Source organism: Rhodanobacter sp. C06 (assembly GCF_002001105.1).
GTDB lineage: Bacteria > Pseudomonadota > Gammaproteobacteria > Xanthomonadales > Rhodanobacteraceae > Rhodanobacter_A.
In genome coordinates this window covers 69,771-90,226 of sequence record NZ_MUNP01000037.1, presented here as the reverse complement: position 1 = coordinate 90,226, position 20,456 = coordinate 69,771, and the positions used below count along the sequence as shown (strand labels likewise).

The following is a 20,456-nucleotide window of genomic DNA, read 5'->3' as shown; positions in this document are numbered from 1 at the left end:
CATGTTCTGACTCCCCATCAGTTCTGGTTGCATGGTGATGCGGCAGCGGCGGGAAGCCGAGCCGATGGGCCGCTTGTCGTTGTTATTCGGCCGATGTCGAACGCGGCGATGTTCGACAACAGCACGTCTGCCTCGGCCAGGGCCTCCGCCTGGCCGATTCCCACCGCCGCCATCCCCGCGGCGTGAATGCTGGCAATGCCTGCCGCGGCGTCTTCCACGCCGAGGCAGTCCGTCGGCGCCAGGCCGAGCCCGGCGGCGGCGGCGAGGAAGATCTCCGGATCTGGCTTGGAGCGCGCGATGCGGTTCGCGTCGACGATGCAGTCGAACAGCCCGGCGATGCCCAGCCGGTCCAGCAGCTGCGGCGCATTGCGGCTGGCCGAGGCCAGCGCGGTCTTCAGCCCCGCGTGGCGCACCGATTCCACCGCGACGCGGGCGCCGGGCAGCAGGTTGTCCGGGGTCAGCGTGCCGATCAGTTCCACGTATCGGGCGTTCTTGCGCGCGGCCAGCTCGGCCTTCTCCGCGTCGCTGTAGCGGCGCGGTGCGCGCTCCAGCAGGATCTCCAGCGAGCCCATGCGGTCCACGCCCTTCATGCGCTCGGCGATCGCCTCGTCGAACGGCGCGTCGATCTCGGCGGCCAGCTGCTGCCACGCCGCGCGATGCAGCACCGCGGTGTCGGCGAGCACGCCGTCGAGGTCGAAGATCACCGCCTTCAACGGGTGCGCGGACGGGTGCGGCAGCTGCAGCGATTCGCCCTTGCGCAGGCGCTGCGGCTGGCCTCGATGCAGGAAGTCCAGCGCCGAGCCTTCGACCAGGGTGTAGCGCACGCCGGTGGCATCCGCCTCGATGCGCAGCTGCGCATCGCGCCAGCGCAGGCCGAAGCGGTAGCTCTTCCAAGCGGCGGGCAGCTGCGGCGCCAGCGCAGGCTGGCCACCGTGCACGCGCAGGCCGCCGAAACCCCAGCCCAGCGCCAGCCAGCTGCCGGCCATCGCCGCCATGTGCAGGCCGTGCCCGGCGTTGCCGTGCGAGTCGTCCAGGTCCACCCGCAAGGTATCGAGGAAGTACCGGTACGCCTCCGCGTCGCGCCCCACCTCGGCGGCGAGCACCGCGAAGCTGGAGGCGGACAGCGTGGAGTCGTGCACGGTGACGCCTTCGTAGTAGTCGAGGTTGCGTCGCTTGGCGGCGGTGTCCACGTCCTCACCGGCCATCACCAGCGCCAGCACGGTGTCGGCCTGCTTGCACACCTGATGGCGGTAGATGGTCAGCGGATGCCAGTGCAGCAGCAGCGGACGCAGCGCGGGATCGCGCATCTGAGCGGGCGTCAGCCGCGGCTTGTCGAGGAAGCCGTCGTCCTGCGGGAAGATGCCCAGCTCCGCGTCCACCGGCAGGTACATGGCGTCGGCGGCACGTTGCCACTCGGCGGCTTCGTCCGCGGCCAGATCGATGCGTGCGGCCAGCGCCGCGTGCTCGGCGGGATGTTCCGCGGCCAGCCACGCGACGGTGGCGGCGGCGTCGCGCAGATGCCGTTGCGCCATGCGGTTGGTGTAGTGGTTGTTGTCGACCAGGGCGGAATATTCGTCCGGTCCGGTCACTTCGGGTATGCAGAACGCACCGCCACGGCGCGGGTTGAAGTGGCCGACCTGCAGCCAGATGCGCGCGGTCTCGCACAGCATCTCCGTGCCCATGTCGCGCAGGAAAACCTCGTCGCCGCTGGCGTCCACGTACAGCCGGATCGCCCAGGCGATGTCGGCATTGATGTGGTACTGCGCCGAGCCGCCGGGGAAGTAGGCCGAGCATTCGTCGCCGGCGATGGTGCGCCACGGGTACAGCGCGCCGCGAGCGTGGTTCAGCTCGCGGGCGTGGGCGCGGGCGCGGTCCAGCGTGGCGTGGCGCCAGGCCAGCATGTGTCGCGCCAATTGCGGCGCGGCGGTGGCCAGCACCGGCAGCATGAAGACCTCGGCGTCCCAGAAGCAGTGACCCTCGTAGCCCTCGCCGGTGAGGCCCTTGGCCGCCACGCTGCCGTGGTCGTCGCGGCTGCCGGACTGGAACAACTGGAACAGGTTGAAGCGCAGCGCCTGTTCCACCTCCGGCGCGCCGTCGATGGCGAGGTCGGTGGCGCGCCACAGCGCATCGAGTTGTCCCGCCTGGCCGGCCAGCAGGGAGGGGAAACCTGCGTGGCCGGCCGAAGCCAGTGTTTCCGTGACACTGGACAGCAGGACGGGATCGACGGCTGCCGCGGCTTCGGGCTGCGACCAGGCCCAGGCGGCGAATTTCTCCAGCACCACCTCGCTGCCGGGGGCGAGCTGGCCGACGAAGTTCTGCACCACGCCGTGCGGGGTGCGCGCCGCATTGCGGAAGCTCAGCGCGGGGTCGGTCAGGCGATGCGTCTGCGCGCAGACCAGCCGGATGTCGCTGTGCGTGGTGTGCTGGGCCACCCAGGCGAGGTCGGCGCCGGCCTGCGCGTCGTGCAGCTGCAGGCCGCCGTGGAGATGCGCACCGATGCGCGGGTCGTCGCCTTGGCCGACCGCCGCGCGGGCGGTGTCGATGGCCGATTCCAGCGCGATCGGGCCGCGGTAATCGAGCGAGCGCACGCGGTAGCGGATCGCCAGCAGGCCGGGGCGGTCCAGCACCACCAGCCGCTCCGCGGTGATTTCCAGCGTGCCGCCGCCCCGTGCGCGCCAACGCAGGGTCCGGCGGTAGCAGCCTGCGCGCAGGTCCAGCCGGCGCTCCAGCGCCAGCCACTCGCCCTCGTCCAGCCGTATCGATGCATCGCCCAGCCGCAGCCGGATGCGGCTCGCGTCAGCGACCGGCACGCGGGTATCGGTGGCGCGGGCGTAGCCGGTGAAGCGTTCGTGGTAGGCGATAGTCGAGCGTTCCCACACCCCGGCGAGGAAGCAGCCCTGGCTGGGGCTGTCGTCCTCTTCCAGTCCGCCGCGCACGCCCAGCGAGCCGTTGGCCAGCGCGAACAGGCTTTCGTCCTGGGCAAAACCGGCGCGGTCGTGGCCGCGGTGCACGAGTTGCCAGGGATCGACGACGGGGGCGGCATGCGGCGCCGTGCCCGCATCGGCGGACAGGACAGGCGGAGCCGCATCATGAGTCTGCACGTGATGTTCCCCTCGCGTGGCTGCAGCGGGCGCGGCAAAGGCACCGGCGCGGTTTCGGGCGCAGCATACGAGCGAATGATATCGATATCAAGATATCGATAACATTTCATTGTGGAGCCGCTGTGGCGCGGCTTGCCGGTGCTCCGCCGGAGCATTGGACGGGGCCGCCGTCGCGGGTGACACTAGCGCGCCAGGGCAGGCTCCGCGCCGCCCGCATCACGCCCGGAGGGCCGCCCGTGAGTTCCGCCAAGAAGAAATCGCCCGCCGCGGCGCAGTCCGGCCTGACCATGGCGGACCTGGCGAAGCTGGCCGGGGTGTCCAAGATCACCGTGTCGCGGGCGCTGGCCGAGAGCCCGCTGGTGACCCCGGAAACCCGCGAGCGCATCCAGGCGCTGGCGCGCAAGCACGGCTACAAGCTCAACGTCAGCGCGCGCAACCTGCGCCTGCGGCGCAGCCACACGGTGGCGGTGATCGTGGAGATGAAACCCTCGGCCGGCCGCACGATGTGGGACCCGTACCCGCTGTCCCTGCTGGGCGGCATCTCGCAGGAGTTGACCTCGGCCGGCTACAGCGTGCTGCTGACCACCCGCCACGACGCGGCGAACGCCGCGGTGCAGGCCGCCGACGGCCTGATCCTGCTGGGCCAGGGCGTGCACCAGGACGCGGTGAAGCTGTACGACCGCCTGGGCCTGCCGATGGTGGTGTGGGGCGCCGAGTCGGCGCAGGACAACCACATCGTGGTCGGCAGCGACAACCGCCACAGCGGGATCAGCGTGGCCGAGCGCTTCCTCTCGATCGGGCGGCGCCACCCGGTGTTCATCGGCAACTCCGACCATCCGGAAATGGCCCAGCGCCTGCACGGCTTCGTCGACGAACTGGCCGGCCACGGCATCAAGCCGCTGCTGCTGCAGCGGGTGGACTGGACGCTGGAATCGGGCGTCGACGCGGTGCGCTCGCTGGCTGCCCGCAAGGTGCATTTCGATTCGATCTTCGCCTGCAGCGACCTGCTGGCGATGGGCGCGATCCGCGCGCTGGTGGAGCAGGGGCTGTCGGTGCCGAACGACGTCTCGGTAGTGGGCTACGACGACACCCCGCACGGTGCCAGCTTCCTGCCACCGCTGTCGACCGTGCGGCAGAACTGGCAGGAAGGCGGCGTACTGCTGGCGCGCAAGGTGCTGGCGCTGATCGACGGCCAGCCGGTGGCCTCGCAGATGTTGCCGACCAGCCTGGTCGTGCGCGCGACCTGAGGCTGCTCAGCCCGTGGCTTCAGCGGCCGCGCGATTCATCTGCGGTGGCGTCAGCAGCAGGCGGAAGCAGCTGCCGCCGCCCGCCACGCGCACGTATTCCAGCGAGGCCTGGTTGGCCTCGGCCATCTGCCGTGCCAGGTACAGGCCGAGGCCGGTGCCGTATTCGTGGGTGGTGTAGAACGGCTCGAAGATCTGCGCGGCCACCTTGGGCGCGATGCCGGGGCCGCGGTCGGTCACTTCCAGGATCGGCTCGCCGTGCTCGCCGTTGCGCACGATCACCATCACCCGCGCCGGCTCGCCGGGCAGGCGGCCGTAGCGCAACGCGTTCTGCACCAGGTTCCACATCACCTGCTGCAGCTGCTGCGGGTCGGCCATCGCGGCCACCGCGACGGCGCCGCCCACGACCACCCGCAAGGTGTCGTTGCCGATGTCGTTGCCCTGTTTGTATTCGTCCACGAAGCCCTGCGCCCAGCGGCCCAGGTCCAGGGTTTCCGGCCGCGAGCGTTCGCGCCGCGACAGCTGCAGGATGTTCTCGATGATCTCGTTGAGCCGCACGCAGTGGTTGTTGATGATCTCCACCATGCGCTGGTCGGAGCTGTCCATCTTTTCCGACTCGGCCAGCAACTGCGCCGAATAGCGGATCGCCGCCAGCGGGTTCCTGATCTCGTGCGCGATCGAGGCGGACAGACGGCCCAGCGAGCTGAGCGTGAGCTCCTCGGCGCGGCGCGAGACCAGCGAGGTGTCGTCGAGGAAGATCAGAACCAGCGAGTCGTCGTTCGGCGCGAGGCGGGAGAAGCGCGGCACCACCTCGGGCACGCCGTCGGCGAGCTGGGTGGCGGTCTCGTCCAGCTTGCCGGAGGTCATCCAGTGGTACAGCCGGCGCGACAGCTCGGGCGCCAGCCGGCCCAGGTCGCGCTGGTCCGCGCTGGGGTTGCCCAGCAGCATCCACGCCGACTCGTTGATCTGGTGGATGCGGTTGGCGTCGTCCACCAGCAGCACGCCGGTCTTCATGCGGCGGATGATCAGCTCGTTGACCTGCGACAGGTTGGCCAGGTCGGTGCTGCGCTGCTCGGCCAGCGCCTCGCTGGCGCGCAACTGTCGCCCCAGCACGTGGCACAACGTGGTGATCGCGAAATAGGCCAGGCCGAACAGCGCCGACTCCAGCAGGTTGCGGTCGCCGGTATTGCTGCCGGGCTGGGCCAGCAACGCGTGGGCGAGCAGGCCCAGCGTGGCCAGTGCGGCAAAGAAGCTGGAAAGCCGCAGCGACAGGATCAGCGCGCCCACGCCCAGGTTCACCGCCAGCATCATCGCGATGCCGATACGCGCGTAGTCGATCGCGCTGAGCGCCAGCACCGCGGCGGTGATGTCCACCACCAGCCAGATCGACACGACCACCTTGGCGTAGGGCACGCAGCGCCCGGTCAGCGCCAGCGCCGGGATGGCAAACAGCAGGTAGGGCAGGGTGACCAGCAGGGCGAGTTGCGGCGAGTTCACCGGCACGCCGCCGATCTGCATCGGCGCGAAGGCCAGGCCGATGTAGACCAGCGCCTGGATCACCCGGAAGGCGTTCAGGAACAGCATCTCGTGGCGGATCGCCGCCGGAACGGGGCGCTGGGCGTTGAGCTGCGGCAGGACGTTGCTGGACACGGTGTACGACGCTCCCGGGCGGTCTGGCGGAGTATAGGGGCTCCCCCCGTGGAAACTTCGAGCCATCCGGACGGTTTCGGCGACCGGACAGTCCCGCCCGGTGGCGCCGCCAGGGCAGCCGATGGCCGGGCCGACACGGCCGTCCGCGCTCCGGCGGCAGGCCTCGCCCGGGGCCGATTCCGGGACCGCCCCTTTCCATCGGGGGCCGCTTCCGCGAAAATGGGCGGCCGTTTCGCGCGGTTCCCGCCTCGTCGGGATATCGCCGCGCGCATCGCCCGCCGGCAGGCCACAACGCCGTCCGACCCCCGCAAGCCCGCGCCGCGTCCCTTCCGCGCGAGGCCGTTTTCCCCGTTCGCTCGAGGCTATCGAATGAATTTCCACGAATACCAGGCCAAAGAACTGTTCGCGCAGTACGGCATCACCGTACCGCCGGGCAAGGTCGCCAACTCCCCCGATGCCGCCGTCGACGCCGCCAAGGCGCTGGGCGGTTCCCAATGGATGGTCAAGGCGCAGATCCACGCCGGCGGCCGCGGCAAGGCCGGTGGCGTCAAGTTCTGCCGCAGCCTGGACGACGTGCGCGCCGCCGCCAAGGGCATGCTGGGCACCAGGATGGAGACCTACCAGTCCGCCGGCCGCGCGCTGCCGGTGAACCTGGTGCTGGTCACCGACGCCACCGACATCGCCAAGGAGCTGTACCTGTCGATCCTGGTCGACCGCGACTCCAAGTCCGTCTCCTTCATCGCCTCCAAGCACGGCGGCGTGGACATCGAGCAGGTGGCCAAGGACACCCCCGAGGACATCCACACCATCGTGGTGGACTTCGTGGAAGGCCTGCAGCCGTACCAGTGCCGCAACCTCGGCTTCGCGATGGACCTGGACCCGAAGCAGGTCAACCAGCTCACCAAGATCATGCTGGGCCTGTACAAGCTGTTCAACGAGAAGGACCTCTCGCTGGTCGAGCTGAACCCGCTCGCCATCCTCGCCGACGGCAACCTCGCCGCGCTAGACGGCAAGGTGAACTCCGACGACAACGCCGAGTTCCGCCACGCCGACCTCGCCGCCATGCGCGACCTCACCCAGGAAGACGCCGCCGAGGCTGCCGCGCAGCAGAGCAACCTCAACTACGTGACCATGGACGGCAACATCGGCTGCATGGTCAATGGCGCGGGCCTGGCCATGGCCACCATGGACGTGATCAAGCTGGCGGGCGGCGAGCCGGCCAACTTCCTCGACGTGGGCGGCGGCGCCACCAAGGAGCGCGTTACCGAGGCGTTCAAGCTGATCACCTCGTCGGACAAGGTGCGCTGCATCCTGGTCAACATCTTCGGCGGCATCGTCCGCTGCGACATGATTGCCGAGGGCATCATCGCCGCGGTGAAGGAAGTGGGCCTGAAGATTCCGGTGGTGGTGCGCCTGCAGGGCACCAACGTGGAGCAGGGCCGTGCGCTGCTGGCCAACTCCGGCCTGGCGATCACGCCGGCCGACGATCTCAACGACGCGGCCCAGAAGGCCGTGGCCGCCGCCAAATAATTTTCCCGTAGGAGCGCACCCTGTGCGCGATCGCGACTCCGATCGCGCACAGGGTGCGCTCCTACAGGGATACGAACACAGGACATTCCAATGAGCGTTCTCGTCAACAAGAACACCAAGGTGCTGGTGCAGGGTTTCACCGGTCAGCAGGGCACCTTCCATGCACAGCAGTGCCTCGACTACGGCACCAAGGTCGTGGGCGGCGTCACCCCCGGCAAGGGCGGCAGCGAGCACATCGGCCTGCCGGTGTTCAACTCGATGGACGAAGCCGTCGCCGAAACCGGTGCCGACGCGTCGGTGATCTTCGTGCCGCCGCCGTTCGCGGCCGACTCGATCCTTGAGGCGGTCGACGCCGGCATCAAGACCATCGTGGCGATCACCGAGGGCATCCCGGTGCTGGACATGCTGCGCGTGAAGAACGTGCTGGCGCAGCATCCGGAAATCGTGCTGATCGGGCCGAACTGCCCCGGCATCATCACCCCCGGCGAATGCAAGATCGGCATCATGCCCGGCCACATCCACAGCAAGGGCAAGGTTGGCGTGGTTTCGCGTTCCGGCACGCTGACTTATGAAGCGGTGTTCCAGACCACCAACGAAGGCCTCGGCCAGAGCACGGTGATCGGCATCGGCGGCGACCCGATCAACGGTCTCAACTTCATCGACTGCCTGAAGCTGTTCCAGGACGACCCGCAGACCGAGGGCATCATCATGGTCGGCGAGATCGGCGGCAGCGCCGAGGAAGACGCCGCCGAGTTCATCGGCGAGTACGTCAAGAAGCCGGTGGTGTCGTTCATCGCCGGTGCCTCGGCCCCGGCCGGCAAGCGCATGGGCCACGCCGGCGCGATCATCTCCGGCGGCAAGGGCACGGCCGCGGCGAAGTTCGCCGCGCTGGAGAAGGCAGGCGTCACCACGGTGAAGTCGCCGGCCGACCTCGGCAAGACGCTCGCGAAGCTGATGAAGAAGTAATCGGGTCGACACGACCGACGTGGAAAGGGCCGCAGCGATGCGGCCCTTTCCGTTTGCGGGTTTCCGACCAAAGGTTGCCCACGGCTGGGCTCAAGGACGTGCGTCGCGCAGGCCCTGCCGCGCGGCCTGCAGCAGAGCATCGGTGAGCTTGGCCAGGATGGTCGAGCGGATAGCCCAGTGCTGCCAGTACAACGGCACGTCCAGCCAGCGACCGGGCGCGATCGGCTGCAGCTCGCCGCGGGCGAAGGGCTGTTCCAGCATGGACTCCGGCGCCATGGCCCAGCCCAGGCCCTGTGCCGCGCCTTCCACGAAAGCGGTGGAGGAGGGCAGGTAGTGCATGGGCGGAGCTAGCTTGGCGCGGGTCATGCTGCGCATGAAGCGCCACTGCAGCGCGTCCTTGCGGTTGAACACCAGCAGCGGCGCCGTGCCGAGCGCCGCCGCGTTCACGCCGTCGGCGAAGTGGCGGGCGACGAAGGCCGGCGCGGCGATCGGCAGGTAGCGCATCACGCCGAGTTTCTTCACGCTGCAGCCCTGCACGGGGCGGGCGTCGGCAGTGACCGCGCCGAGCACCGAACCGTCGCGCAGCAGGCCGGCGGAATGATCCTGGTCCTCCACCCGCACGTCGAACAGCAGCCCGTCGCGCTGGTGCAGTCCGGCCAGTGCGGCCAGGAACCAGGTGGCGAGCGAATCCGCATTCACCGCGATGGCCACCGTGGCCGGCGCGGCGTGTGCGGGGTCGACCGCGAAGTCGTCCAGGGTCTCGGCTTCCAGCAGGCGCATCTGCTGCACGCTGCGCAGCAACCGCTCGCCGGCGGGCGTGGCCCGGCTGGGCGACTGGCGCAGCACCAGCACCTGGCCCAGGCGATCCTCCAGCGCCTTGATGCGCTGCGAGATCGCCGAAGGCGTCAGCGAAAGCCGCCGCGCGGCGCCGTCGAAGCTGCCTTCGTCGAGCACGGCGGCGAAGGCAGCCAGTTGGGGATTGAGCAGGCTCACGGGCGCTCCCGGCAATGCAGAAGAACTGAACCAAGTTAAGCAGATTTAGTTTTACTGATGCAGACGGCCATTCGAAAGTGGGCTTCCTTCTGCGAGGCTTCCCCATGCAACTGCCTGCCTACCTGGCCGGACTCGGTACCGGCGCCGGCCTGATCGTCGCCATCGGCGCGCAGAACGCCTTCGTGCTGCGGCAAGGGCTGCAGCGCCGGCATGTCGGCGCGGTGGTGCTGGTCTGCGTGCTGGCCGACGTCCTGCTGATCACGCTGGGCGTGGCCGGCATGGGGCTGGCGGTGCAGCGGCAGCCCGGGCTGCTGCAGCTGCTGCGTTTCGTCGGGGCAGCCTTTCTCGCCGCGTATGGTCTGCTGGCGGCGCGACGCGCCTGGAGCGGCGAAAGCGGCCTGCACCCGGCCGACGCGGCGACAGACGGGCTGGGACGCACGGTGCTGGCCTGCCTCGGCTTCACCCTGCTCAACCCGCACGTGTACCTGGATACCGTGGTGCTGCTCGGCAGCCTGTCCACGCATTACGACGGCACCGGCCGCTGGTCGTTCGCCGCGGGCGCCGGCTGCGCCAGCGTGCTGTGGTTCACGGCGCTCGGCTATGGCGCGCGGCTGCTGCTGCCGGTATTCCGCAGCCTGGCCGCCTGGCGCGTGTTCGACGTGCTGGTGGCAGTGCTGATGTGGGTGCTGGCCGCCCTGCTGCTGTGGCAGCCGATGGCCTGAGGTCGGCGGGTGACGGGCGTCGGAAGTATCGGGACCGCTTGTTCGGATGGCGATGCACTACCATTTCGTCCCCGATTCCATCCCCCGAAGAGCTCGATCCATGGCTGTCCTGAGACTGGCGCTGGCCCAGCACGATTTCCCGGTCGGCGCGGTCGCGGCGAATGCCGCGAAGGTGGGCGACCTGATGGCGCAGGCCCGCAGCGGCGGCGCCGAGCTGGTGGTGTTCCCCGAGCTGACCCTTTCCGGCTACCCGCCGGAAGACCTGCTGCTGCGCCCCAGCTTCCTCGCCGCTTGCCAGCAGGAACTGGAAGCGCTGGCGGCCGGGACGAACGGCCTGGCCGCACTGGTGGGTTTCCCGCACAGCGAGGGCGAGGTGTACAACGCCGCCGCGCTGCTGCGCGAGGGCCGCGTCGCGCAGATCGCGCACAAGCAGGCGCTGCCGAACTACGGCGTGTTCGACGACAAGCGCTATTTCCGTCCTGGCCATGCCAGTGCGCTCACCACGCTGGCCGGCGTGCGCATCGGCCTCTTGATCTGCGAGGACGTGTGGCGCCCCGAGCCGGCCGCGGCCGCGGCGCGCGCCGGCGCCGAGCTGATCGTGGTGATCAATGCCTCGCCCTGGGACGACGCCAAGCCGGCCGAGCGCGAGGCGGTGCTGGTCGCGCGCGCGCAGGAGACCGGTTGCGCCTTCGCCTACCTCAACCTGGTCGGCGGCCAGGACGAGGTGGTCTACGACGGCGGTTCGCTGCTGGTGAACGGCGACGGCTCAGTCGCGGCGCGTGCGCCGGCCTTCGTCGACGCTTTGCTGTGGGCCGAGTTCGACCCGGCCACGCGCACGCTGCAGGCCGAAGGCTGGCCGGAGCCGGACGATGCGTGCAGCGAGGCCGTGCTGTACGCCGCGCTGGTGCGCGGCATCCGCGACTACATCGACAAGAACGGTTTCCCGGGCGTGCTGCTGGGACTGTCCGGCGGGATCGACTCCGCGCTGACCCTGGCGCTGGCGGTGGATGCGCTGGGTGCCGACCGCGTCACCGCGGTGATGATGCCTACCCGCTACACCTCGCAGCTGTCGCTGGACGGCGCGCGCATGCAGGCCGAGCGACTGGGTGTGGACTACCACGTGATCGACGTGGAGCCGACGGTGGACTCCTTCATCCACGCGCTGACGCCCGCTTTCGCCGGCAAGGGCGCCGACACCACCGAGGAAAACCTGCAGTCGCGCACTCGCGGCGTGATGCTGATGGCGCTGTCGAACAAGCACGGCAAGCTGTTGCTCGCCACCGGCAACAAGAGCGAGATGGCGGTGGGCTACTGCACGCTGTACGGCGACATGTGCGGCGCCTATGCACCGCTCAAGGACGTCTACAAGACCGTGGTGTACCGCCTCGCACGATGGCGCAACGCGCAGGCCGGCGGCGAGGAGGCGATCCCGGTAGCGGTCATCGACCGCCCACCCTCGGCCGAGTTGCGCGACAACCAGACCGACCAGGATTCGCTGCCGCCCTACGAGATGCTGGACGCGATCCTCGCGCGCTTCATCGAGGGCGAGCAGTCGCAGGCCGAGATCGCCGCGGCCGGCTTCGCCGCCGACGTGGTGCACCGCGTGGTGCGGCTGGTGCTGGCCAACGAGTTCAAGCGCCGCCAGTCGGCGCCGGGGCCGCGTGTCACCAGCCGCGCCTTCGGCCGCGAGCGGCGCTATCCCATAACCTCCGGTTGGCGTTGACCGTCGACGCGAACGTTCGCCACAAGGTGTGCAACGGCGGACCCGCACGGCACGATTGCCCCCTCTCCCGCTTGCGGGAGAGGGTTGGGGAGAGGGCGCAAGACTCGCGCAACCGGCCACAAAAAAACCGGCGATCGCTCGCCGGTTTTTCGTTGCGCTCGACCCTTCGGCTCAATGATGCCGCGCGAACGGCACCATCTTGCGCCAGATGGACACTTCGTGCGGCCACTTCGCATCCTTCAGGTAAGGATGCTCCGGGTAGTTGAGCGCAAGCACCTTGCGCACCTGATCTGCCTGCTTGTCCTGGCCGAGCGCGAGGTAGCTGCGGGTGAGGATGGCCAGCGCGTCGCCGGTCTGCGGTGCCTGCTGGTAGTGCTCGATCACGTACTGCGCGCGGTCGGCGGCGCCGATGTAGATGCGGTTGAACAGGTAGAACTCGGCCACGTTGATCTCGTACTGCGCCAGCACGTTGCGCAGGTAGATCATGCGCTGGCGTGCGTCGGCAGCGTAGGCGCTGTTCGGGAAGCGGCGCGACAGCTCGGCGAAATCGTCGAAGGCCTGCAGATTGTAGGCCTGGTCGCGGCGCGACTGCGCCTTCTTGTCGCGGGAGACCCGGTCCATGAAACCGGTGGTGCGATCGAAGTTGATCAGGCCGCGCAGGTAATAGGCATAATCCACATGCCGGTTGGCCGGATAGGTCTTGATGAAGCGGTTGACCGTCGAATAGGCGTCGTCCGACTGGCTGTCCTTGTACTGCGCGTAGGCCAGCTCGAGCTGGGCCTGCTCGTTGTAGTCGCCGGACGGGAAGCGGGCGATCAGGCGCTGGTAGGCCTTGATGGCCGCCGAATAGTCGGCATTCTCCAGCGAGGTGTGCGCGTTGTTGTACAGCGCGTCCACCGGCATGGTGTCGATGTTGTCGCGCTTGTGGCCGAACAGCGAGCAGGCGCTCATCGTCAGCGCCAGAGCGAGCACGGCGAGCGTCCTGAGGCAGAACCGGGTGGTCATCGGCAGCTTGAGCGAGTCGATAGTTGGACGCATGTAAGGGATTCAGATGTTTGAGCGAAAAAGCATGATAGCCGAAACCGGCGCCACTCAGCGGCCCGACGCCGCCCGCTACGCGGGAGACGGCGCATGACCGCGATACGCCACGAAGCCCGGGTACCGCTGACGGCGGCCGGACGCAGGTTCGACCAGACGCTGGCCGAGTTGTTCCCCGACTACTCGCGCTCGCGCCTCGCCGCCTGGATCAAGTCCGGCGCGGCCACCCTGGACGGCGCCACGGCGCCGCCGCGCCAGCTGCTGCGCGGAGGCGAACAGGTGCGGCTGGAGGCCGAACTGGAGGCCGAGGTGGCCAGCGCGCCGGAAGACATCGCGCTCGCCATCGTGCACGAGGACGCGCACCTACTGGTGCTGGACAAGCCGGCCGGCCTGGTGGTGCACCCCGGTGCGGGCAACCCCTCCGGCACCTTGCTCAATGCACTGCTGCATCACGACGCCAAGCTGGCCGAGCTGCCGCGTGCCGGCATCGTGCACCGGCTGGACAAGGACACCTCCGGCCTGATGGTGGTGGCCAGGACCCTGCCCGCGATGACCGCGCTGGTGGAGATGCTGTCGCGCCACGACGTGGAGCGCCAGTACGAAGCCGTGGTGCTGGGCAGCCTGGTCTCGGGCGGCACGGTGGATGAGCCGATCGGTCGCAGCATGGGCGATCGCCTGCGCCAGGCCGTGCGCGACGAGGAGAGCGGCAAGCATGCCGTCACCCATTACCGCCTGCGCGAGCGCTTCCGTGCGCACAGCCTGCTCCAGTGCAACCTGGAAACCGGCCGTACCCACCAGATCCGCGTGCACCTCACCCATATCGGCCACCCGCTGGTGGGCGATCCGCTGTACGGCGGCGGCCTCAAGTTGCCCAAGCGTGCCGCCCCGGAACTGGTCGCCGCGCTGCGCGGCTTCCGCCGCCAGGCGCTGCACGCCGAGCGGTTGGCGTTCGAACACCCGGTCACCGGCGAGGCCTTGGCGTTCACCGCCGAACGTCCGGCCGACATGACCGCGTTGATCGCCGCCTTGCGCGACGACCTCGCCGCCCACGGCCACGACGACGACTGATCCATGCGGCCCCCTCCCCTGCGTGCAGGGGAGGGACGGAACTGGGTGATCCTGTCGCGCCCGCTTGTCAGAGCGTCAGCGGCGCGCCTATGCGATGCTTGTCGTTCCCCAGCCCAACCCGCGTCGAAGGATATGACCGACACCTGGATCTTCCCCGACTGGCCCGCGCCCGCGCGCGTGCATGCGGCGGTGAGCACGCGCGAAGGCCCCGGCGTCTCCGCGCCACCGTTCGGCCGCTTCAACCTCGGTCTGCGCAGCGGCGAATCCGCCGAGGTGGTGGACAGCAACCGCAGCGTGTTGCAGCAGGCCATGAACCTGCCCAGCGCGCCGCGCTGGCTGCACCAGGTGCACGGCAGCACCGTGGCCGAGCTGGGTCCGCTGCCAAGCGAGCACGAGCCGCAGGCCGACGCCGCGGTCTCGCGCATCCCCGGCACCGTGCTCGCGATCCTCACCGCCGACTGCCTGCCGGTGCTGTTCTGCGCCGACGACGGCAGCGCCATAGCCGCCGCCCACGCCGGCTGGCGTGGCCTCGCCGCCGGCGTGCTCGAAGCCACCATCGAACAGATGCAGGTGGCGCCAGCGCGCCTGCTGGCATGGCTGGGACCGTGCATAGCCGGGCCTTCCTACGAAGTCGGCGAGGAAGTGCGCGCCGCCTTCGTAGGCCATGCGGCCGGCGCCGCCGCCTGCTTCACGCCGACGCGGCCGGGGCATTGGCACTGCGACCTCGCCGCGCTGGCGCGGCAGCGGTTGGCCGCGGCGGGTATCGCGCGGGTGCATGGTGGCGGCTTCGACACGTTCGCCGATGCGCGGTTCTATTCGTACCGGCGCGAGGGCGCGCGCAGCGGGCGCTTTGCCAGCCTGATCTGGCTGGCTTCTTGATGCCCTTTCCTCCAAGGCGAACCCCGCCCGCCACCTGAAGTCTTGACGCATCCTCGTCGGCGTGTCTGCTTGAATCGGCAGTCGCCACCCGCATCTCAGCGGGCAGTGGCGGCCGGTCCGCCAAAACCTTCGTGGGGATAGCCCGATGCGGATGGACAAACTCACCTCGCGTTTCCAGCAGGCGCTGGCCGACGCGCAGTCGCTGGCCGTGGGCCGCGACCACAACATGCTGGAACCCGTGCACGTGATGGCGGCCTTGCTGGCCCAGCAGGGCGGTTCGACCGCGCCGCTGCTCACGCAGGCGGGCGTGAACGTGCCGGCGCTGCGCCAGCGCGTGAACGAACTGCTGGAGCGCCTGCCCAAGGTCAGCGGGCAGGAGGGCAACCTCAACGTGGGCAACGACCTCAATCGCCTGCTCAACCTCACCGACAAGCTGGCGCAGCAGCGCGGCGACCAATTCATCGCCAGCGAGCTGTTCGTGCTGGCGGCGCTGGAGGACAAGGGCGAGCTGGGCTCGGCATTGAAAGCTGCGGGCGCGAGCAAGGCGAAGCTCGAAGCGGCGATCGAACAAGTGCGCGGCGGCGAGAAGGTGCAGAGCGAGAATGCCGAGGAGCAGCGCCAGGCACTGCAAAAGTACTGCATCGACCTCACCGAGCGCGCCGAGTCGGGCAAGCTCGATCCGGTGATCGGTCGCGACGAGGAGATCCGCCGCACGATCCAGGTGCTGCAGCGGCGCACCAAGAACAACCCCGTGCTGATCGGCGAGCCCGGCGTGGGCAAGACCGCCATCGTCGAAGGCCTGGCCCAGCGCATCGTCAAGGGCGAGGTGCCGGAAGGCTTGCGCGACCGCCGCGTGCTGGCGCTGGACATGGGCGCGTTGATCGCCGGCGCGAAGTTCCGCGGCGAGTTCGAGGAACGCCTGAAGGCCGTGCTCAACGACCTCGCCAAGAACGAGGGCCAGATCATCCTGTTCATCGACGAGCTGCACACCATGGTCGGCGCCGGCAAGGGCGAGGGCGCGATGGACGCGGGCAACATGCTGAAGCCCGCGCTGGCCCGCGGCGAGCTGCACTGCATCGGCGCCACCACACTGGACGAGTACCGCCAGTACATCGAGAAGGACGCAGCGCTGGAACGCCGCTTCCAGAAGGTGTTCGTGGGCGAACCGTCGGTGGAGGACACCATCGCGATCCTGCGCGGCTTGAAGGAACGCTACGCGGTGCATCACGGCGTGGAGATCACCGACCCGGCCATCGTCGCCGCGGCCACGCTGTCGAACCGCTACATCCCCGACCGCCAGCTGCCGGACAAGGCCATCGACCTGATGGACGAGGCGGCCTCGCGCATCCGCATGGAGATCGACTCCAAGCCGGAGGAACTCGACCGCCTGGAACGCCGGCTGATCCAGCTGAAGATCCAGCGCGAGATGCTGAAGAAGGAAAAGGACAGCGAGTCGAAGCAGCGCCTCGCCGACCTGGAGGCCGACATCGTCAAGCTCGAGCGCGAGTTCTCCGACTTGAACGAGGTGTGGAAATCGGAGAAGGCGGCGTTGCAGGGCGCGACCAGGATCAAGGAGCAGATCGAGGCCGCGCGCCTGGAGCTGGAAGCGGCCCAGCGCCGGCAGGACTACGCGAAGATGAGCGAGATCCAGTACGGCAAGCTGCCCGAACTGGAGAAGCAGCTCGCCGCCGCGCAGGCGGCCGAGAAGCAGGAGTTCACCCTGGTGCAGGACAAGGTCACCGCCGAGGAGATCGCCGAGGTGGTGGCCCGCTGGACCGGCATCCCGGTGGCGAAGATGCTGGAAGGCGAGCGCGAGAAGCTGCTGCACATGGAGGACGATCTGCACAAGCGCGTGGTGGGCCAGGACGAGGCCGTGCGCGCGGTGTCCGACGCGGTGCGGCGCGCACGCGCGGGGTTGTCCGACCCGAACCGGCCCAGCGGCTCCTTCCTGTTCCTCGGCCCCACCGGCGTGGGCAAGACCGAGCTGTGCAAGGCGCTGGCCGAGTTCCTGTTCGACACGCAGGACGCGATGGTGCGCATCGACATGAGCGAGTTCATGGAGAAGCATTCGGTGAGCCGGCTGATCGGCGCGCCGCCCGGCTACGTGGGCTACGAGGAAGGCGGCTACCTCACCGAGGCGGTGCGTCGCCGGCCATACAGCGTGATCCTGCTCGACGAGGTGGAGAAGGCGCACCCGGACGTGTTCAACATCCTCTTGCAGGTGCTGGATGACGGCCGCCTCACCGATGGCCAGGGCCGCACCGTGGACTTCCGCAACACGGTGATCGTGATGACCTCGAACCTCGGCTCCCAGCTGATCCAGGAGCAAGCGGGAGACAGCGAAGCAGACTACATGCAGATGAAGGCCGCGGTGCTGGGCGTGGTGCAGGCGCACTTCCGTCCCGAGTTCATCAACCGCCTCGACGAGCTGGTGGTGTTCCGCCCGCTGCAGAAGTCGCAGATCCGCCGCATCGCGCTGATCCAGCTCACCGCGCTGGAGAAGCGCCTCGCCGAGCGCCAGCTGAAACTGGAGATCAGCGAGAAGGCGCTGGACCTGCTCGGCAACGTGGGCTTCGACCCGGTTTACGGCGCGCGGCCGCTGAAGCGCGCGATCCAGCAGCAGCTGGAAAATCCGCTGGCGAGGGAGATCCTGGAAGGCCGTTACGCGCCGGGCAGCACCATCGCGGTGGATGCCGCCGGTGGCCACCTGTCGTTCCAGTCGGGCTGACCGGATGGAAACGAAGAACCCCGGCATGGCCGGGGCTCTTCGTTGCGTTTCTTGCGTGCCGCGACGTCACCAGCTGTAGCGCACCTTGCCGTAGGCGTAGGCACCGTTGTAGCCGAACGGCGAGAACGTGGAGTAGGGCAGGGTGCCGTTGTTGGTGTTGTTGGCGATGTTCTTGTCGGGGTGGACGTTCAGCGCGTTGTCCACGCCCAGGGTGAAGGTCCAGTCCTGCCATCGGTAGCTGCCTGACAGGTCGAAGATCCACTTGGGGCTGAAGGTCTGGTCCACCACGCCCTTCGCGGGGTTGTAGCTGGCCACGCTGCTCACGTAGCTGGTGTAGCGGCCATAACGGGTCAGCGTGCCGTTGACGCTCCAGTTGCCCATCGTGTACAGCTCGTTCCAGATCAGCTTGCTGCGCGGCGAGGAGTTCGCCAGGTAGCCCTCGATGTCCTGGCGGTTGAGGCGCACGAAGTTGACGCCCAGGTTGCTCAGCACCGCCGGGTTCGGCTTGACGCTGGTGACCTTGTTCTGGTTGTAGTTGGCGGTGAGCGTGCTGGTCAGCGTGCCGGCGTTGCCGAAGTCGGACACGTAGCTGCCCACGAAGTCCACGCCGCGCGTGCGCGTGTCACCGGCATTGGTGAAGTAGTTGACGCTGCTGTAGTTGAGGTTGGAGATGCCGTTGGCGGCAAGGTAGCTGACCACCTTGGGCGAGGTGGTGGAGATCGCGCCGGACAATGCGATGCGGTTGTCGATGTAGATCTGGTAGACGTCCAGGCTGAGGTTCAGCGTGCCGGTGGGGTTCCACACCGCGCCGAGCGTGTAGTTGCGCGACTTCTCCGGCTTCAGTGCCTCGGAGCCGAGCAGGGTGGCGATCTGGCTGCCCACCGGCACCAGGCCGCTGTTGTAGATGCCGGCCGGCAAGCCGGCAGAGTTGCCGTTGGCGAAGTACAGCGACGAGACCTGCGAGAAGTACTCCTGGCCCAGCGCCGGTGCACGGAAGCCGGTGGATGCACTGCCGCGCAGGGCGAAGCTGTCGGTGAAGTCGTAGCGCGCCGACAGCGAGCCCGAGGTGGTGTTGCCGAAGTCGGAGTAGTCCTCGTGGCGTACCGCCAGCGAGGCGCCGAGCTTGTCGGTGAGGTTGGTCTCGAAGTCGAGGTACTCGGCCACGTCGTGGCGCGCGGCGTTCACGGCGTTGACCGGCTGCCAGCCGGCGAAACCCTGCGCGCCGCCGGGCGTGCCCGAGGTGCCCACGTACCAGGACGGGAGGTCGCCCGGGCTGATCTGGTAACTCTGGCGAAGGTACTCGGTACCGAAGGCCACGGTGACCGCATTCGGCAGCCAGCCGACCTGGAGGTCCTTGGCGATGTCGATGTCGAACGACTGCTGGTTGGCCTTGAGGATGCCGTCGTCGAATACCGCGGGCGAGCTGCCGAAATCGTGGAAGTAGGCGAAGTTCATGCTGTTTTGCGTCTCGTAGGAGACGCGGTTGCCGCCGGCGTTGGCCGAGACGTCCCAGCGCCAGCCGTCCAGCGTGCCGCGCAGGCCGGCGACCAGCGACTGGTCGAAGGAGTCGGCGTTCTCCAGCGGCAGGAAGCCGTCGGGATACATCGAGGCCATCAGCGGGCTGCGCGGCGAGGGGCTGTTCAGTCCGTAGCGGAAGAACGCCGGCGAGATGCTGTTGCGGCGGCCGTAGTGGCCGAAGGTGTAGAACTGCACGTTCGGGGTGATGTCGTACTGCGCGTTGAGCAGCACGTTGTTGCTGTGCACCCAGGGATCGCCCTGGCGGAAGTTCACGCCCAGCGCCCGCCAGGCCGGCGAGCGGTTGTCCGGGCCGGCACGGTTGGTGTTGTCCTCGTTGCCGCTCTCCAGCGCGAGGCGCAGCCAGCCTTGGTCGTTGCCGAGCGGGATGCCGAAGTTCGCCGAACCCAGCCATTGCCGGCCGTCGCCGGCGGAGTATTGGCCGCCGCTGACTTCCACGTCGCCGCCCTTGGGGCCTTTCTTCAGGATGACGTTGATCACGCCGGCGATGGCGTCGGAGCCGTACTGCGCCGAGGCGCCGTCGCGCAGCACCTCGATGTGGTCGATCGCCGAGAGCGGGATGGTGTTGAGGTCGACCGGCTGGGAGCCGCGGCCGATCACGCCGTTGTTGAGCAGGATCGCGCCGGGATGCCAGCGCTTGCCATTCACCAGCACCAGCACCTGGTCGGGCGACAGGCCGCGCAGCTGCGCGGGGCGTTGCGTGTCGGCGGTGTCGGCTGCGGCCGGACGCGGGAAGTTCAGCGACGGAATGATGCGCGCCAGCGCGGTGGGCAGATCGGTGGTGCCGGTCTGCTGCAGCACCTGGGCGGAGACCACGTCGATCGGCGTCAGCGAGCTGCTGACGGTGCGGTCGCTGGAACGGGTGCCGGTGACGATCACCGTCTGCAACTGCTTGGCCTTGGCAGCTGCGGCTGCGTCCGTTGTGGTCGTGTTGCTGCCGGTGTTGTCCTGGGCGGCGGCGGGCGTGCTGGCGAGAGCCAGCAGCACGGCGGCGGCCAGCGCGGTGGGAAGCAGGGTGCGGTGCGGCTTGTTCATGGTGTCTCCCCGGGGAAGTGGTTGGTGCGGCGCAACAATCGCAGGCTAATGCCGCGGTCGTTGTTCGTCAACAGCCGTATAGACGTCCAAATGAGGCAGCTTGCGCATGTCAGGGTGCGCCGCATCGGCGGTGCGGACTTCCCCTGATGTCCAGCCTGCCGCGTCCGTCCGCGCCTGTCCATGCCCCACATGGCGCATTGAAAAGCGCTGGCGCGGCCCGAATAATGGGATGCTGTCGCGTCG

13 protein-coding genes are annotated in these 20,456 nt (G+C 68.8%); 8 read left to right on the top strand and 5 right to left on the bottom strand.

The genetic code is table 11. From position 1 onward, the window contains the following. Positions 1 to 17: 17 nt before the first annotated feature. Positions 18 to 3,101, bottom strand: a complete 3,084-nt coding sequence (gene pgmB / locus B0E52_RS05500) for a beta-phosphoglucomutase (protein WP_077482386.1) — start codon at positions 3,099 to 3,101, stop codon at positions 18 to 20. Positions 3,102 to 3,388: 287 nt separating this feature from the next. On the opposite strand from pgmB, the gene B0E52_RS05495 reads away from it, so the two are divergent. Continuing rightward, positions 3,389 to 4,348 carry a LacI family DNA-binding transcriptional regulator gene (locus tag B0E52_RS05495; RefSeq protein WP_077482417.1) on the top strand — a complete coding sequence of 320 codons (960 nt, stop codon included), beginning with the start codon at positions 3,389 to 3,391 and terminating at the stop codon, positions 4,346 to 4,348. Between the two features lie 6 nt (positions 4,349 to 4,354). Here B0E52_RS05495 and B0E52_RS05490 read toward each other — a convergent pair whose 3' ends face one another. Next, positions 4,355 to 5,929, bottom strand: coding sequence for an ATP-binding protein (locus tag B0E52_RS05490; RefSeq protein ID WP_254426716.1), 1,575 nt, complete (start codon positions 5,927 to 5,929; stop codon positions 4,355 to 4,357). A gap of 435 nt (positions 5,930 to 6,364) precedes the next feature. On the opposite strand from B0E52_RS05490, the gene sucC reads away from it, so the two are divergent. After that, on the top strand, positions 6,365 to 7,525 hold the full coding sequence (gene sucC, locus B0E52_RS05485) for an ADP-forming succinate--CoA ligase subunit beta (protein ID WP_077482383.1): 1,161 nt from the start codon (positions 6,365 to 6,367) through the stop codon (positions 7,523 to 7,525). Between the two features lie 90 nt (positions 7,526 to 7,615). After that, entirely contained in the window at positions 7,616 to 8,491 is an 876-nt protein-coding gene (gene sucD, locus B0E52_RS05480) for a succinate--CoA ligase subunit alpha (RefSeq protein WP_077482382.1), read from the top strand. A gap of 90 nt (positions 8,492 to 8,581) precedes the next feature. On the opposite strand, the gene B0E52_RS05475 is transcribed toward sucD, so the two are convergent. After that, positions 8,582 to 9,484 carry a LysR family transcriptional regulator ArgP gene (locus B0E52_RS05475; RefSeq protein WP_077482381.1) on the bottom strand — a complete coding sequence of 301 codons (903 nt, stop codon included), beginning with the start codon at positions 9,482 to 9,484 and terminating at the stop codon, positions 8,582 to 8,584. Between the two features lie 104 nt (positions 9,485 to 9,588). Between B0E52_RS05475 and B0E52_RS05470 the strand changes: the two genes are divergently transcribed. Then, positions 9,589 to 10,206, top strand: coding sequence for a LysE/ArgO family amino acid transporter (locus tag B0E52_RS05470; RefSeq protein ID WP_077482380.1), 618 nt, complete (start codon positions 9,589 to 9,591; stop codon positions 10,204 to 10,206). Positions 10,207 to 10,306: 100 nt separating this feature from the next. Continuing rightward, entirely contained in the window at positions 10,307 to 11,929 is a 1,623-nt protein-coding gene (locus B0E52_RS05465) for an NAD+ synthase (RefSeq protein WP_077482379.1), read from the top strand. 171 nt (positions 11,930 to 12,100) lie between these two features. Here the strand turns inward: B0E52_RS05465 and B0E52_RS05460 are convergent, their stop codons facing one another. Beyond that, positions 12,101 to 12,967 carry an outer membrane protein assembly factor BamD gene (locus B0E52_RS05460; RefSeq protein ID WP_077482378.1) on the bottom strand — a complete coding sequence of 289 codons (867 nt, stop codon included), beginning with the start codon at positions 12,965 to 12,967 and terminating at the stop codon, positions 12,101 to 12,103. 93 nt (positions 12,968 to 13,060) lie between these two features. Between B0E52_RS05460 and rluD the strand changes: the two genes are divergently transcribed. The 3 genes from rluD (at position 13,061) to clpB (ending at position 17,642) form a co-directional block, all read left to right on the top strand. Next, positions 13,061 to 14,035: a 23S rRNA pseudouridine(1911/1915/1917) synthase RluD gene (gene rluD, locus B0E52_RS05455; protein ID WP_077482377.1), complete on the top strand. Its 975-nt coding sequence runs from the start codon at positions 13,061 to 13,063 to the stop codon at positions 14,033 to 14,035. Between the two features lie 132 nt (positions 14,036 to 14,167). Continuing rightward, on the top strand, positions 14,168 to 14,914 hold the full coding sequence (gene pgeF, locus B0E52_RS05450) for a peptidoglycan editing factor PgeF (RefSeq protein ID WP_077482376.1): 747 nt from the start codon (positions 14,168 to 14,170) through the stop codon (positions 14,912 to 14,914). Positions 14,915 to 15,059: 145 nt separating this feature from the next. Beyond that, positions 15,060 to 17,642, top strand: a complete 2,583-nt coding sequence (gene clpB / locus B0E52_RS05445) for an ATP-dependent chaperone ClpB (protein WP_077482375.1) — start codon at positions 15,060 to 15,062, stop codon at positions 17,640 to 17,642. A gap of 66 nt (positions 17,643 to 17,708) precedes the next feature. Here the strand turns inward: clpB and B0E52_RS05440 are convergent, their stop codons facing one another. Further along, the gene (locus tag B0E52_RS05440) at positions 17,709 to 20,213 is read right to left on the bottom strand and encodes a TonB-dependent receptor (RefSeq protein WP_077482374.1); all 2,505 of its coding nucleotides are present in this window, start codon (positions 20,211 to 20,213) and stop codon (positions 17,709 to 17,711) included. Between the last annotated feature and the right edge of the window lie 243 nt (positions 20,214 to 20,456).

Coding starts and splice junctions, on each gene's coding strand:
- sucD (WP_077482382.1), top strand. CDS start 7,616: ATGAGCGTTCTCGTCAACAAGAACACCAAGGTGCTGGTGCAGGGTTTC.
- pgeF (WP_077482376.1), top strand. CDS start 14,168: ATGACCGACACCTGGATCTTCCCCGACTGGCCCGCGCCCGCGCGCGTG.
- B0E52_RS05495 (WP_077482417.1), top strand. CDS start 3,389: ATGGCGGACCTGGCGAAGCTGGCCGGGGTGTCCAAGATCACCGTGTCG.
- B0E52_RS05490 (WP_254426716.1), bottom strand. CDS start 5,929: ATGCTGTTCCTGAACGCCTTCCGGGTGATCCAGGCGCTGGTCTACATC.
- B0E52_RS05460 (WP_077482378.1), bottom strand. CDS start 12,967: ATGCGTCCAACTATCGACTCGCTCAAGCTGCCGATGACCACCCGGTTC.
- clpB (WP_077482375.1), top strand. CDS start 15,060: ATGCGGATGGACAAACTCACCTCGCGTTTCCAGCAGGCGCTGGCCGAC.
- B0E52_RS05465 (WP_077482379.1), top strand. CDS start 10,307: ATGGCTGTCCTGAGACTGGCGCTGGCCCAGCACGATTTCCCGGTCGGC.
- rluD (WP_077482377.1), top strand. CDS start 13,061: ATGACCGCGATACGCCACGAAGCCCGGGTACCGCTGACGGCGGCCGGA.
- sucC (WP_077482383.1), top strand. CDS start 6,365: ATGAATTTCCACGAATACCAGGCCAAAGAACTGTTCGCGCAGTACGGC.
- B0E52_RS05440 (WP_077482374.1), bottom strand. CDS start 20,213: ATGAACAAGCCGCACCGCACCCTGCTTCCCACCGCGCTGGCCGCCGCC.
- B0E52_RS05470 (WP_077482380.1), top strand. CDS start 9,589: ATGCAACTGCCTGCCTACCTGGCCGGACTCGGTACCGGCGCCGGCCTG.